Below are 13,941 nucleotides of genomic sequence, written 5' to 3' on the forward strand. Positions count from 1 at the left end.
ATATTTTAATTGATAAAATTTTTATTTAAACTTATAAGAAGCCCCTAAAGAAATCATATAAGACCTGATCGTAGACTTACGGTCTTTATCATCATTTGCCATATTGATATCCGAAAGGCCATACTGATAATTGTAGGAACCATATACATCAAACTTTTTGAAAGAATACCCTACCTGTAACTGTCCTGCCAGTCCGTATCCCCATCGGTTGAGCTGGTTTTCATTCTTTTTGAAATCATAGGTATCCGAAACTTCTGTATAATTGAATGTCCCATTTTCCTGCAATTCGTTGAATACCGGATACCTCCCTTCTCTTTTCATACGAAGCCAGTAATCCGTATACATTCCTCCGGCAACCTTGATCCACACTCCGGTAGTTTCATGCGGATTGTTCAGAATATATCCCCCAACCATTAGAGGAAAGGTCAAGAAGTCATTCGTATAATTCGTATACCATCCCGCCCGGTTCCCCGTTCTCTCAAACTTATAATTCTTTTGCTGGAAGGAAATTCCTGTAGAAACGAAAAGTGATTTCCAGATCATATACTCCCCGGACAGGTTAACTCCGAAACCAGACCGCGTTGTGTATCTTGAATCAATAAGATTCGAAAGATTGGAATGTAATACGCTGTTGGTATACCCCGCATCAAGACTTACCTTTAATTGATTCTGCCCCATCATTGCCGTTCCGGTAAACAAAAGCCAAAGGCAAATGGTTTTAAACATTTTTTTTTTCATAGATCTTTTTTAAAATTATTTCATTAGTAAGCAATCATCATTTTAAGATTTAACATCATTCTTCTTCCAGAGATTTTGTATGTATTGTTCTTTGAAAAAACAAACATTTAAACATTTATCAAACAAAACCTGAAATAGGTAACAGATTCCCACAATATTATCGTTGAAATCCATAAAATCATTAAAAAAAACCTACTACATAGATACTTTATTAAACAACATTCTAATTATCAATTTATTAAGAGTCGGTGACGATAGTATTTTCACTCCAATTGAAGATGTGAAGAAGCACCATGTAGAATATGATGTAGAATACATGTAGAATAGGTGATGTATGCAAATAATGCAATCTATGGAGGTCTAATCCTTTTATTCAGGTACCAGAACAATTTTATAAAGCAGTTTTTCTTGCCAAGACCCCATAAAAAAAATCCCGAATTTTCATTCGGGATTTATATTTTAAAATAGTTTGGATTAATCTAATACACTCCAGCCTCTCTTAGGATTTGTATTGGTAGAAACTTCCTGCTCATTAACAATGATATTTTCTTTTCTCTGCCCAATGTAATCAAGTTCGCTCAGTTTTGAGAAAATGATTTCAAGGCTTCTCAGCATCTGTTGGATGTACAGCAAAGGCTCACCACAGTTATGATGATCATAATTAGTTTCTGCTACAATAGAAAGCTGATTTAGCAAAGTATGAGGAGCAATTTCACTCCATTCAAGACTATAATTCAGCATTTCTTCCAATTCTGCAGGAACCAGAAGCTGAGTTGAATTGTATAAATGAAGTGCCAGCCTTGCAAAAGACTCAATCAAAAATACAGGTGGCTGCCAGGGAGTAATATTTCTAAACTGGAAATACATATCTCCAAAAGTATTCACCATGGTAGTACACAAAAACTTAACGTTTTGTGCCAAAGCAGTATTCTGATTTTTATGGGAAGCTTTCTGAATAATTTTAAAAGCATACTGCTGAAGATTTCCTATAGATTTCGCATAGCTGCTGTAATACTCTACCAAAGCCGGATGACTCTGTACAGAAGTACAAGGCGGAATAAAATTGGAATCTACCTGAGCAATATTTCCTTTTAAATCTACTTTCCCGATGATAAGATAATTCCCTCCCGAATAACTGCTGTTCAAAGAGGTTACAGGAAGCAGTTCAATATGGTGATTCGGCTGTGCACTTGGATGGCGTGGCGGAATTTCCTCAGGATCAATATCTCCAAAAGGCACTTTATCAAAAGGATTTACAGAGATCAGGATATAATATTCACCATCTGCCTGTTCTTCGTTCATAGATTTCGCCAAAGACTTCACACTGATTCTTCTGTCTGTAAGCTCAATACGGTAACCTGCCATTGTAACTGCACTGCAACGTTTGATTACAAGCTGTACGTCATTGGTTGCTGTGTTATGAACATCAAAAATAGTACGGTCTGTAAATTCATTGGAAATGGGTAAAAGTCCGTAGTTATATGTAGTAATTCCAAGGGAATTGGAATCTCTGATGGTATCAATTAAGAAATTATCCTGATCATTAAGGTGTCTCTGGGAAACTTTCATCCCATCCACCCAATTGATTGCAAAATGTTTAATAGGCTGTATCATGTTTAATACTTTTTAGATTTTTGTGTTATTGTTTTTTTGCGACTCCCTCCTCTTCATGCTGAATAACTCTTTTACAAATCACCACTTCATTTTCAGAAATGCTGTTTGTCGAAATGTCGTGGTCGAAATCTATATATTTTCTGAAACTGAAAAACGATTTTTTAGTGTAGAAAATCCAGTAGTAAGGCTCATTTCCTTCGTCTGAAAGATGGATAATAGAACCGGGATTCTTGTGGTTGTAATCATCCACCACTCTATAGAACCAGTCTCCGAAAGTAACTCCTGTCGGAAGTGTTTTTGCTTTAATTCTGAAACGGTTGGTGTCTTCTAATTTTTTACTTAATTCAACATTCAGTACCATTAATCTGTCAAAATCTGCTCCTTCAAAATCAGGCAGTTTCTGCTCCGGTGAATATCTCCATGTTTTATAAATATCAAAAGGGATACTGATAAACTGAATATAGCAGTAATAAAATACCATCGGAACCACAAAAATAAGCATACTTGTAGCCGCCATTACAGCATATCCTGTTCCTTTACTCATCCAGTTAAAAAGCAAAGTGAAAAGATATCCTCCCAAAGCAATACATGTCAAAGAAAGTATTGATTCAAACAGAATACTCATGGAAAGGGATTCGATGTGTTTTTTGAAATATTTGTGTAATAAATTCACATGAATAATCCCAAAAATAAGGTAAATAACCTGCGCGATAAGATACCAGTACGGATTAAAAAGATTTCCGGCAAACCCAAATACGCCTGGAATAGCGAGGCACAGACTGCACAGAAGCACGTATATAATAATCACTTTAATCTTGATCGCAGGTTTATTTCTCCTGATTATACCCAGTATAACCATCATAATAATTGCGATTAAAGGCATTAAGATATACCTTAAAAAAATACCTTTTACTGAAGAAATTTCCATTTGTTTCTTTTCGAATTTATACTTTGTTGGTAATTGTAAATATAATAAAATAATTTAGAGGAATGTAGAGTATCCTAGGCGGCTGGCATTTCTTTCATCATCCTCCAGACTGAATGAATATTCCTCCTTCTCTGTAACAAAATTCTCTTCCACATCCACTGTTACCGGAAGAAAGTAATCATACAGAGCTTGAAGTACATTTCTGAACGGGCTGCCCGGAATATATTTTTTCATGTCTCCATAAGGAATCGGGCCAATATTTACAACCCAGTTTCGCTGCCCGTCCATATGCGGACCACTTGGAATGTAAGTTACCCCTAATCTTGAATTTCCCAATAACATGGAATCATCGTTCTTCTCCATTTCATCGATAATATTGGGTGAAAAAGTAACTTTTACCGGCACCTGCAGAAAAGCTGTCATACATCTCTCAAACCATCTTTTGTCTCCTCTGATCTGATGGAAAAAAGGTAAAATATGCATGAAGATATAAGCACTCTGCCTATCCAGCATCTTTATCAGAGGCCAAAGCTCACTTACCGTTTCCAGTAAAGAATCCGTATTGCTCGTAATATCAAATTCTGATTCCTTAAGCAAAGCACTGATCTCCGTAAAAAATACCTCCAGTTCAAAAGGACGGAAAAATTTTCGGGCATCATCTTCTACCCTTTTCTGTTTCCGGATTTCTCTTACCACAGTATCTACATTCTTTCTGGAAGCCCCAAGAGACGGCGGATGGAACAGTCCTTCCGGAAGGTAATCATAGATACCTTCTCTGTAACTCTCTATGGTAAATACTTCCTCATCAAACCCTAAATAACTGCTCGAAATACTTTTAATATCCTTAAGATAAGCACGGTCGTTCACTCCCACACGTTCTATGAAGATATTGCTTACCGCACGATGGTATTTCAAAAGGTTAACAGCCACAGCTTCAGCCTTAAAGTCTGTCTGCAGCTTATTGTAATGCATATCTACAATATTATTCTCATACATAGTGTTTCCTCTGATTATGACTTGTAAAGATAATATATCTCATAAGTTTGAAAAAATATTTTGACAATAATTTTCTCCTAAAAATAATAATTTATTGACATTAATAGGAATAATTTACTACAAATTCCGTGAAAATACGGTAAATACCCTATTTATTTGTTTTTTAAAATTTAAAATTAACTATTCAAAATCAATTGTTTATAATTTAATGTTTAAGATTCAAAGTTTAAAGTTGATGGATATGATTAAGTGTTTTACTTTGATCTTCATACTCTTCCGGTTGTTTTATCTGAAAATATTAAGTTTTCAAACCTGGTAATAAGGTCTGTTTTATTTAGATTAAATTTTATTAACATCATCTTATGGAATAAATTCAGGATAATGCATGCTCATTCCGAAAGCGGACCGTATCTTTGCAGACTGAAAATTGTTATTTAAAATGAAAAGTATTTATTCTAAAATTCTGATTTTAGCATTCATGGCCTCTTCACTTTATTCTTATGCGTGGGGATTAACGGGACACAGGGTTATTGCAGATATTGCACAGAACCATCTTTCCCGAAAAGCAAGAAGAGAGATTAAAAAAATTATGGGAAGAGAGCGTCTGGCTTATTGGGCAAACTGGCCGGATTTCATCAAATCTGATACCACTGGTACCTGGAAGCAGGCTTCATCATGGCATTATGTAAACATTGATCCTATGACGGATTTTAAAGCTTTTGACCAAAACTTAAAAGCACAGGCGGGACCAAGCCTTTATACTCAGATAAATACCCTGTCTAGCCAGATTAAGGATAAGAACACGTCTGAAAAAGACAGAAAAATTGCTTTGATCTTCCTTATTCACATCATGGGAGACCTTGCACAGCCACTTCATGTAGGAAGAGCAGAAGATTTGGGTGGAAACAAAATTAATGTTACCTATTTTGGGGAGAAAACTAATCTTCACTCAGTTTGGGACGGAAAATTAGTGGATTCTCAAAAATACAGCTACACAGAATATTCTAAGCTTTTAGATATCAAATCTAAAGAAGAAGTAGCACAGATTCAATCCGGAACACTGGAAGACTGGTTGTACGATTCTCATAAAATCGCTAATAAGATCTATGCACAGACTCCTAACGATTCTAAATTATCTTACGATTACCAATATAAATTCAACGATACAGTAGAAAGACAACTATTGTACGGAGGATTAAGACTGGCAAAGGTTTTAAACGAGCTTTTCTAAATAAAGGTTTCGGGTTTGCGGGGTACCCAGCATAGCCCAAAATAATACTTTTAGATATAAAACGGGACTTAGGTTTCGTTTTTTTTGGTTTAAGGTCTAAGGAAGTTACAGGGGTTTCAAATGAATTCTGGTCTTTTGATTATTAATTTATATTTCATTTTTTAAGCGAATATAAATTTATATTACTCAATATCAGCAAATTAAATAAATTAATACATTTTATATGATATATTAATACAAAAAATATTGAACCATGTGTAACCTTTTTACCTTTTCATACGTATATATTATAGTAACTCTTTTTTGAGGAAAAATAAATGAGACAATTAAAAATCACTAAGCAGGTTACCAACAGGGAAACTGCTTCATTAGACAAGTATTTGCAGGAAATTGGTAAAGTGGAACTGATCACTGCGGACGAAGAAGTAGAATTGGCACAAAGAATACGTGCAGGCGACAGAGCCGCACTTGAGAAATTAATCAAAGCCAACCTTCGTTTCGTAGTTTCTGTATCCAAGCAATACCAAAATCAAGGTCTTTCTTTACCCGATTTGATCAATGAAGGTAACTTAGGATTAATGAAAGCGGCAAAAAGGTACGATGAAACTAGAGGTTTCAAATTTATCTCTTATGCAGTATGGTGGATCCGTCAATCAATCTTACAGGCATTGGCTGAACAGTCAAGAATTGTAAGACTACCGTTGAACAAAATTGGTTCTATCAACAAAATCAATAAAGCATACGCTCACCTTGAACAAGAAAATGAAAGACCACCTTCTCCGGAAGAATTGGCTGAAGTTCTTGACATGAGCGAGGAAGATATTAAAGAATCTATGAAAAACTCCGGAAGACACCTGTCTATGGATGCACCTTTAGTAGAAGGTGAAGATTCTAATCTTTATGATGTATTACGTTCAGGAGAATCTCCAAGTCCTGATAAAGATCTGATGCTGGAATCTCTACAAATTGAGATTGAAAGAGCGTTGAATACTTTGACTCCGAGAGAGGCTGACCTGGTAAGATTATACTTCGGACTGAACGGAAAACACCCAATGACTTTAGAGGAAATTGGTGAAACTTTCGATCTTACAAGAGAGAGAGTTCGTCAGATCAAAGAAAAAGCAATTAAGAGACTAAAACACAATACCAGAAGCAAGATCCTTAAATCTTACCTGGGTAAATAATTTTAGCGTAAAAAACTTTATAGGCGGAGTCTGTTTTCAGGCTCCGTTTTTTATTGTAATTCATCAATGAATCGACTTATTTATGCGCGATTGTATAATTGATGTAACATTTTTCATTTCGTTCAAATACATCAATCTATTTCCTTTGAGATCAGTTACATAAAAAACCCGGAGAAAAACACACTTCTCCGGATAATTATGTACCATGTAATTATCGTCAATTTATTCGGAGACGATATCCGATTTCAGAAAAACAAGCTGGTTATAATCAATTCTTGTAACAATTTATTGAGCCACACAGCCCTGTTGTAGGATTATCTTTAGCTCCGTCAACATATAAGATTACCGTATTGAACCAACTTGGGAATATGCCAATGATGAAATCAAAGAGCATATAAGAATAAATCTTTTTTTCATTTCAAAAGTGCATTTGTCTTATCTTTTTTCACATTCTATATAGAAGACCACAAAAGTGCAAAAAATATCGATGTTGGATCAAAAAAACACTATTACACACATATGACACAATGTAAAATCATTGATAATCAACAATAAATTAATCTGAAAAAGCATAAATAAATATCTCCGATGTGAAATATAAAAAGGAAATACAAAGATTCCAGGCTACATTTACTCTATTCTATAAGCCTCTGTAACATTTTTCAAAGTTTATGCAACTAATTAAAATCATATCTACCCGTCATTTGTATTAGAATTGAAATGATTAACTTTAGTTGGTTTGGGTATAGCACTGATTTTCAACCAAAACAAGACATGTATGAAAAAAATACTTTTCGCCTCCACTCTGGCATTATCTTTACTTTCCTGCAGAGAAAATAAATCGCAGCAAGCTCCTGCTGTAGAAAATGCAGTTGATAAGGCTGAATCTTCAGTTTCCAGTTCTATTAAGAAAAATACCCGATCTTATGGAAATCTTGTCCATGAAATTTATGATGAACTTTTAAAAAATAATAAGCCTTTACAGGAACTCGACCAAAAAATAGAGACTATTAATAAAGAAACCGAAGAGACGATTGCCGAATATGATAATGTAATCGGCAAGTCAGAAACGTATTATAATGATGCTGTGACCCTGTCAAATTCAGTAACTGATTCTATCACTAAAAAGCAAATTGAGCAAGAAATTAAAACCAGCTCTGATCGGTATAAACTAAAAACAAAGACCATTAAAGATTTAATTGATAAAATCAGAAAAAATAATGCTGCTATCCTTGACCATTACGTTGCATTCAAAATCAGAAAGACTCTTCCTGAAATTGAAAAATACCAAAATGCTCATCCTTTGAAAGCAGACAGTCTTAATCAATTTATCAACAAGCAAAATAAATTGCTGGAAGAATTGAAAAAATTAAAATAAATACCATTACACCTCATGAAATATACTACCCAATGGCTGACAGATAAAAGCCGCGTGAAAGAGCTTGTAGACTTTTTTATTACCCATAAAACAGATTCTTATATTTCTCATGGCGAAATGATGTCTGGAAGGGCTATAGATTCTCATCACTGGAATCCCGATCTTGAAGTGATTCTTACAGAACAATTAATTTCCGATTTTAATTCTGACGGTAATTCCAAACTGAATATTCTGATTGCAGAAAATGAGAACGGAGAAATTGTCGGAATGATGGTTTTCAATGTGATCAACAGTCCATTTAAAAAATATGCAATTTTGGAAGACATGCTTCTGGATCAGTCTGTGAGAGGCCAATCCCTGGGAAGTACACTTTTGGAAAAAGCCATTCATGAATCTAAAAACTGGAATATCAGCTTTATTCTGTTAGAAAGTGGAGTCAACAATCATGGTGCTCATAACTTTTTCAGCAAATATGGTTTCAAAAAAGTATCAGAGAGCTATATTTTGCCGTTATAACTTAAAATAAGCAGAGTCAAGTTTTATTGAATATAAATTCTATTTGTCTAAAAAACTGCATAGCAAGAAGAATCTTTCTTGTTTTTCAAAATTAATACTTATGAACACCATTTCAATCATCGGAGCCGGAATCGGAGGACTTACCCTCGGAAATGTACTGAAACAGCATCAGCATGATTTCACGATCTACGAATCTGCTCCCGAAATAAAACCTGTAGGAGCCGGAATCATGATGGCCGTAAACGCAATGCAGGTTTTTGACCGATTGGGTTTAAAAGAAAAGATTGAAAATACCGGCAATACAATCCACAGGATTGTTATCGCCAATGAATCTCTACAGCCTATCTCCAAAACAGAAATCCTGGAACTGGAAACTCGGTACAATTCCTGTAATGTTGCCATTCATCGGGCTGAGCTTCAGAAAATCCTGGCTGAAAATTTAAATACTGATTCTATAATACTTAACCATTCATTACAAAAAATACGAAAAGAGGAAAACTATATTTTAGATTTCGAAAATGGAAAACAGATTGAAAGCCAAATTGTTTTTGGAGCAGATGGTATTAAATCTCCTGTGCGAAATCAGATTTTAAAAACCGGAACAATACGAAACTCCGGACAAAAATGCTGGCGTGGTCTCGTAGATTTTGATCTGCCGGAAAAACATCATCAGGAAGCTTTTGAGATGTGGGGAAAAGGAAAACGTTTCGGATTTGTAAAAATTTCCGATAAAAAAGTCTATTGGTATGCCTGTGTCAATGAAAAAAGTTTCGGGAGACATCTGCAAATTGCTGATATTTTTGATGACTTCGATTCTTTGGTTTTAAAAATTATTGAAGCTACATCCACAGAAAATATCATCTGCAATACCATTTCCGACCTTACCCCTATTCCTCAATGGTATTCTGAAAATCTTTGTCTGATCGGGGATGCTGCCCATGCTACCACTCCTAACATGGGGCAAGGTGCCTGCCAGGCGATTGAAGATGCATATATTATTGGTAAATTACTGGATAACCATCAGGATTTCAATGCTATTTTTGAAAAGTTTCAAAGCATCAGAAGAAAAAAAGTAGATTATATTGTCAGTACCAGCCGGACTATTGGAAAGGTTTCTCAATGGGAAAAGGGAAATTCTCTCCGTAACTTCCTGATGGGCTTAATTCCGGAAAGTATGAATCAAAAAATGGCGAAAAGAATCATAGAACTGGAAATGTAATATCCTGTTTAAGCAATATAAAAATTTAAAGAAATTATATTCGATTTATTAATCACATCTAAAATTAAAAACATGAAAAAAATCTTTTATGTATTACTCCTGTTGATAGGAGTTCATACAGCCCGAGCTCAGGAAGTCCCGGTATTGGACAGAGGATTATTCTTTGGAAACCCGGAAATAGCCGGAGGACAATTGAGTCCGGATGGAAAATGGATATCCTTTATGAAAGAATATGGAGGTATTATGAATATCTGGGTGAAACAAATTGATGAACCTTTTGAAAAAGCACGTCCCTTAACAGACAGCAAACGTCCGTTGAATGGTTATTTCTGGTCAGAAAACGGAAAATATATCCTGTATGTAAAAGACAATAATGGGGATGAAAATATGAATATTTTTGCAGTAGATCCTATGGCAAAAGTGGCAAAAGGAGTTCCGGAATCCAGAAATATCACCCCACTTAAAGAGGTAACGGCTCAAATCTATATGGTAAGCAGAAAAGATCCGGATCTATTGATGGTTGGATTGAATAATCGTGACAAAGCATGGCATGATCTATATTCACTGAAAATTTCTACAGGTGAAATGAAAAAGATCTACGAGAATAAAGACCGCATCACAAGTTATGAATTTGACTGGGATGAAAAGTTAAGAGTTCTTTCCAAGACTGATGATAAAGGAACTACTCAATTCTTTTACAAGGAAGGTGATAAACTGACTCCTATTTACGAAACATTAGTAACAGAAAGCGCTTATATCTCAAACTGGAACGAGGATAATTCCAAATTTTACCTGGTAACGAATAAGGGAGATCTGGATAAGTCTACCTTATTCCTGATGGATCCAAAAACCAAACAGATTACAAAAATAGAAAGTGATCCTAAAGATAAAGTAGATTTCGGAGGACTGTTTCTTGACAGAAATACCAGAAAGATGATCTATACCTCTTACACTGGAGATAAGACCGAATATTATTGGAAAGACAAAACATGGGAAGCTAATTATAAATTCCTGCAAAGTAAATTCCCGGGAAGAGAAGTTGGTTTTGCAAGCTCAACCAATGATTATTCTAAATTCCTGGTTTCTGTAGGTGGTGATAAATATGCTTCTGAAGCGTATTTCTTTGATGCAAAAACCCAAAAGCTAATCTTTCAGTATACTCCAAGAGCAGAACTGAAAAAAGTTGAAAAATATCTTGCCGGGATGACTCCTATCAGCTATAAAAGCAGCGATGGGCTTGAAATTCCGGCATATCTGACTTTACCAGTGGGATCAACAGGAAAGAATGTTCCTGTTATAGTTCTGGTTCACGGCGGCCCTAAAGGTCCAAGGGATTATTGGGGGTACAATTCAACAGTACAGTTTTTAGCCAACAGAGGATATGCTGTGCTACAACCGAATTTCAGAGCTAGTGGCGGATATGGTAAAAAATTCCAGAATGGTGGTGATCTTCAATGGGGAAAACTCATGCAGGATGACATTACATGGGGCGTAAAATACCTTATAGATCAAGGAATTGCAGACAAAAACAAAGTGGTGATTATGGGAGGAAGTTACGGCGGATACGCAACACTGGCAGGTTTAGCCTTCACTCCGGATGTATATGCTGCCGGGGTAGACATTGTAGGACCAAGTAACCTATTTACTCTACTCGATTCTGTTCCTGCTTACTGGGAAGCTGCACGTGCTTTCCTTTATGGTATGGTAGGTGATCCAAAGACGGAAGAAGGTAAAAAACGAATGCATGATGCAAGCCCATTATTTAGTGTAGATAAAATCAACAAGCCATTATTGATTGTTCAGGGCGCTAATGACCCAAGGGTAAAACAGGCGGAGGCAGATCAGATTATAATTGCTCTTCGTGATAAAGGTAAAAAGGTTAATTATATTCTGGCTGATGATGAAGGTCATGGTTTCCGTAAGCCGGTAAACAGCATGGCAATGTATGCCGAAACAGAGAAATTCCTTTCTGAAGTAATTGGAGGAAGATACCAAAAAGATATGCCAGACAATGTAGCAAAACGACTGAAGGAAATGACTGTTGATATTTCAAAAGTGACGTATACTCCTGCAAAAAGTGAAAAAGCTGCAGGAACTTCTAAATAAAAGTATTTATAAATAGCCTTCCAGATTATTATAAGCAATAAAAGAGCGGAGCCTGAAAATCAGGCTCCGCTTTTACGTACTTAGAAAGTAATTTTTATTTTCTACTCCTCAATCAATTCTTGTAAGAGTTATTCTATAGTCTCTTGTTATATTGGAGTTGTTTACTACATTTAAAGTTGTCGCATTAGGCATTGTTAACGTATAGTTAAATGATGTACCATTACCTCCGTCAGCACAAGGAGTAACAGCTGTCCATGTTACAGCTACACTAGCGGTACCTGTCTGCGTAAAAGTGGGTGCATTAGAAGCAAGAGGCACTAGTCCCGCTGTACCCTTAAGGCCATAATAATTGTTAATGGAACTAACAGTAATAAAAAATTCTGTTGAAGCGTTAAGCCCACAAGCATTCCAGGTTACAACGTTAGCCTTATAAGCTCCATCAGCTAAACCTGTTAGAAAAGCACCTGTAGCACCACTTGCAATGGTAATAGTATTTGATCTCAAACCACCATAAGTTGCTGAGGTAGAAGATTTAATAACCACTCCTGTATTATCTACATACAGAGGAGCTACTACAGCTGTACCTGCACCTTGATTAATAGTTCTTATTCTTGTGGTTCCATTAACATCCAAAGTATTCGTTGGAGTTGTGGTACCAATTCCCACACTTCCTGTAGAAGTTACAGCAAAATCATTAGCCTGTTGAGCTGCTGAAGGAGCTCCTGAGGCAGGGTTGTCTTTACCTCCATCAACATGTAAAGTAGTTTGAGGATTAGCAGTATTAATTCCAACCTGAGAGAATGCCAGTGATGAAACCAGCAGAGAGCCAATTAAAAATTGTTTTTTCATTTTTGTTATGTGTTTAAAGTCTGGTGCAAAAATCAGAATAACAAAAATAAAAGCAACTATTACATAAGTGCTACACACAATTGATATACATATTACACCAAATAAAAAATATTACTAATCAAACGTTTACAACATGATTATTTCACAATAATTTATAATATCAGACATGATTTATTAACCATAACAAAATAGAAAACGTCTCAAATGAGACGTTTTTATTCTATTTAATAGGTTAAAGTAATACCTGTATCCCAACCCATTTCATTACTACAGTTTCCGGAAGGGACAACCATTTTTGAATACTATCCCGGAGCCCTGAGATCTCCGATTGTGCATTAGGTAGTCGTTATTTTCATCAGCAATGTTAATTAATTCTTGTAAGGGTTATTGAATAAGCTTTTGTTATATTTCCATTATTTGTCACATTAATCGTATTTGCAGAAGGCATTGACAATGTGAAATTAAGTGCTGCAGAATTACTTCCATCAGCACAAACAGGAACGCTGGTACTATTCCAGGTTACAGCAACACTAGTGGAACTCGTCTGGGTAAAAATTGGGTGATTATTTGCAGTGGCGATGATAAGCCCATCCTGTCCATTAAGCCCATAGTAACTGTTAAATGAAGTAGTACTAATAAGAAACTCTACTGAAGCTGAGAATGCACAACCATTACCAGTAGTAACAACAGCCCTATAAACACCATCAGTAACACTGCCAGCGAGCGTTCCAGTGCCACCGCTTGCAACGGTAACAGAGTTGGATCTTACGCCGCCATAAGTTGCTGAAGTGGAGGATTTCACTACAACACCGGTATTATCTACATAAAGAGGAGATATCACACCGGTACCCACACCTTGATTAACAGTTCTTATTCTTGTAGTTCCATTAACATCCAAAGTATTGGTTGGTGTTGGAGTATTAATCCCAACTTGGGAAAACGCCAATGATGAGAGCATCAAAGAGGCAATTAAAAATTGTTTTTTCATGTTTTCTAAATGTGTTAATATGTATGTAAAATTAAAAAAAAAATACATACAAGCATGTTAAAATTATAAAAATCAACAACATATGTTCATATATTTTATTGACAATCGACACATTACAGGCAATACAGTTTACTGATTTTTATTGTAATAAAAAAAACGCCTCAAAAAATGAGACGTTTTTATTCTATTTAATA

The 13,941-nt window shown here is 35.6% G+C and carries 12 protein-coding genes; 6 read left to right on the forward strand and 6 right to left on the reverse strand.

Annotated features, from left to right (window positions below):
• Window positions 1-21: 21 nt before the first annotated feature.
• The 4 genes from LKL37_RS06595 to LKL37_RS06610 form a co-directional block, all read right to left on the reverse strand.
• Window positions 22-738: an outer membrane beta-barrel protein gene (locus LKL37_RS06595; RefSeq protein WP_431609779.1), complete on the reverse strand. Its 717-nt coding sequence runs from the start codon at window positions 736-738 to the stop codon at window positions 22-24.
• Window positions 739-1,212: 474 nt separating this feature from the next.
• The gene (locus LKL37_RS06600) at window positions 1,213-2,352 is read right to left on the reverse strand and encodes a hypothetical protein (RefSeq protein ID WP_121487906.1); all 1,140 of its coding nucleotides are present in this window, start codon (window positions 2,350-2,352) and stop codon (window positions 1,213-1,215) included.
• A 25-nt stretch (window positions 2,353-2,377) separates the two neighbouring features.
• Complete coding sequence (locus tag LKL37_RS06605) at window positions 2,378-3,280, reverse strand: TssN family type VI secretion system protein (RefSeq protein WP_431609780.1); 903 nt, start codon at window positions 3,278-3,280, stop codon at window positions 2,378-2,380.
• Between the two features lie 54 nt (window positions 3,281-3,334).
• Window positions 3,335-4,252: a type VI secretion system baseplate subunit TssG gene (locus LKL37_RS06610; protein WP_431609781.1), complete on the reverse strand. Its 918-nt coding sequence runs from the start codon at window positions 4,250-4,252 to the stop codon at window positions 3,335-3,337.
• Between the two features lie 463 nt (window positions 4,253-4,715).
• Between LKL37_RS06610 and LKL37_RS06615 the strand changes: the two genes are divergently transcribed.
• From LKL37_RS06615 to LKL37_RS06640, 6 genes are all read left to right on the forward strand, one after another.
• A complete protein-coding gene (locus LKL37_RS06615; protein ID WP_431609782.1) occupies window positions 4,716-5,507 on the forward strand; it encodes a S1/P1 nuclease in 792 nt (263 codons plus the stop codon).
• 317 nt (window positions 5,508-5,824) lie between these two features.
• Entirely contained in the window at window positions 5,825-6,691 is an 867-nt protein-coding gene (locus tag LKL37_RS06620; protein WP_002979276.1) for a sigma-70 family RNA polymerase sigma factor, read from the forward strand.
• A gap of 778 nt (window positions 6,692-7,469) precedes the next feature.
• Window positions 7,470-8,069 carry a hypothetical protein gene (locus tag LKL37_RS06625; RefSeq protein WP_431609783.1) on the forward strand — a complete coding sequence of 200 codons (600 nt, stop codon included), beginning with the start codon at window positions 7,470-7,472 and terminating at the stop codon, window positions 8,067-8,069.
• A gap of 15 nt (window positions 8,070-8,084) precedes the next feature.
• On the forward strand, window positions 8,085-8,585 hold the full coding sequence (locus tag LKL37_RS06630) for a GNAT family N-acetyltransferase (protein WP_431609784.1): 501 nt from the start codon (window positions 8,085-8,087) through the stop codon (window positions 8,583-8,585).
• A 100-nt stretch (window positions 8,586-8,685) separates the two neighbouring features.
• Complete coding sequence (locus tag LKL37_RS06635; protein WP_431609785.1) at window positions 8,686-9,804, forward strand: FAD-dependent monooxygenase; 1,119 nt, start codon at window positions 8,686-8,688, stop codon at window positions 9,802-9,804.
• A gap of 72 nt (window positions 9,805-9,876) precedes the next feature.
• Window positions 9,877-11,910, forward strand: coding sequence for a S9 family peptidase (locus LKL37_RS06640; RefSeq protein ID WP_431609786.1), 2,034 nt, complete (start codon window positions 9,877-9,879; stop codon window positions 11,908-11,910).
• Window positions 11,911-12,018: 108 nt separating this feature from the next.
• On the opposite strand, the gene LKL37_RS06645 is transcribed toward LKL37_RS06640, so the two are convergent.
• Together LKL37_RS06645 and LKL37_RS06650 are read right to left on the reverse strand one after the other, a co-directional pair.
• Window positions 12,019-12,759 (reverse strand): hypothetical protein, encoded by a 741-nt coding sequence (locus tag LKL37_RS06645; RefSeq protein WP_431609787.1) that lies wholly within the window; start codon window positions 12,757-12,759, stop codon window positions 12,019-12,021.
• 364 nt (window positions 12,760-13,123) lie between these two features.
• Window positions 13,124-13,717, reverse strand: a complete 594-nt coding sequence (locus LKL37_RS06650) for a hypothetical protein (RefSeq protein ID WP_431609788.1) — start codon at window positions 13,715-13,717, stop codon at window positions 13,124-13,126.
• Between the last annotated feature and the right edge of the window lie 224 nt (window positions 13,718-13,941).

Origin of the sequence: Chryseobacterium sp. 'Rf worker isolate 10', assembly GCF_050753305.1 — a bacterium.
Taxonomy (GTDB): domain Bacteria; phylum Bacteroidota; class Bacteroidia; order Flavobacteriales; family Weeksellaceae; genus Chryseobacterium.

Bases quoted from the DNA above. Each gene is read 5' to 3' on its own strand.
- LKL37_RS06595 (WP_431609779.1), bottom strand. From the start codon at position 738: ATGAAAAAAAAAATGTTTAAAACCATTTGCCTTTGGCTTTTGTTTACC.
- LKL37_RS06600 (WP_121487906.1), bottom strand. From the start codon at position 2,352: ATGATACAGCCTATTAAACATTTTGCAATCAATTGGGTGGATGGGATG.
- LKL37_RS06605 (WP_431609780.1), bottom strand. From the start codon at position 3,280: ATGGAAATTTCTTCAGTAAAAGGTATTTTTTTAAGGTATATCTTAATG.
- LKL37_RS06610 (WP_431609781.1), bottom strand. From the start codon at position 4,252: ATGCATTACAATAAGCTGCAGACAGACTTTAAGGCTGAAGCTGTGGCT.
- LKL37_RS06615 (WP_431609782.1), top strand. From the start codon at position 4,716: ATGAAAAGTATTTATTCTAAAATTCTGATTTTAGCATTCATGGCCTCT.
- LKL37_RS06620 (WP_002979276.1), top strand. From the start codon at position 5,825: ATGAGACAATTAAAAATCACTAAGCAGGTTACCAACAGGGAAACTGCT.
- LKL37_RS06625 (WP_431609783.1), top strand. From the start codon at position 7,470: ATGAAAAAAATACTTTTCGCCTCCACTCTGGCATTATCTTTACTTTCC.
- LKL37_RS06630 (WP_431609784.1), top strand. From the start codon at position 8,085: ATGAAATATACTACCCAATGGCTGACAGATAAAAGCCGCGTGAAAGAG.
- LKL37_RS06635 (WP_431609785.1), top strand. From the start codon at position 8,686: ATGAACACCATTTCAATCATCGGAGCCGGAATCGGAGGACTTACCCTC.
- LKL37_RS06640 (WP_431609786.1), top strand. From the start codon at position 9,877: ATGAAAAAAATCTTTTATGTATTACTCCTGTTGATAGGAGTTCATACA.
- LKL37_RS06645 (WP_431609787.1), bottom strand. From the start codon at position 12,759: ATGAAAAAACAATTTTTAATTGGCTCTCTGCTGGTTTCATCACTGGCA.
- LKL37_RS06650 (WP_431609788.1), bottom strand. From the start codon at position 13,717: ATGCTCTCATCATTGGCGTTTTCCCAAGTTGGGATTAATACTCCAACA.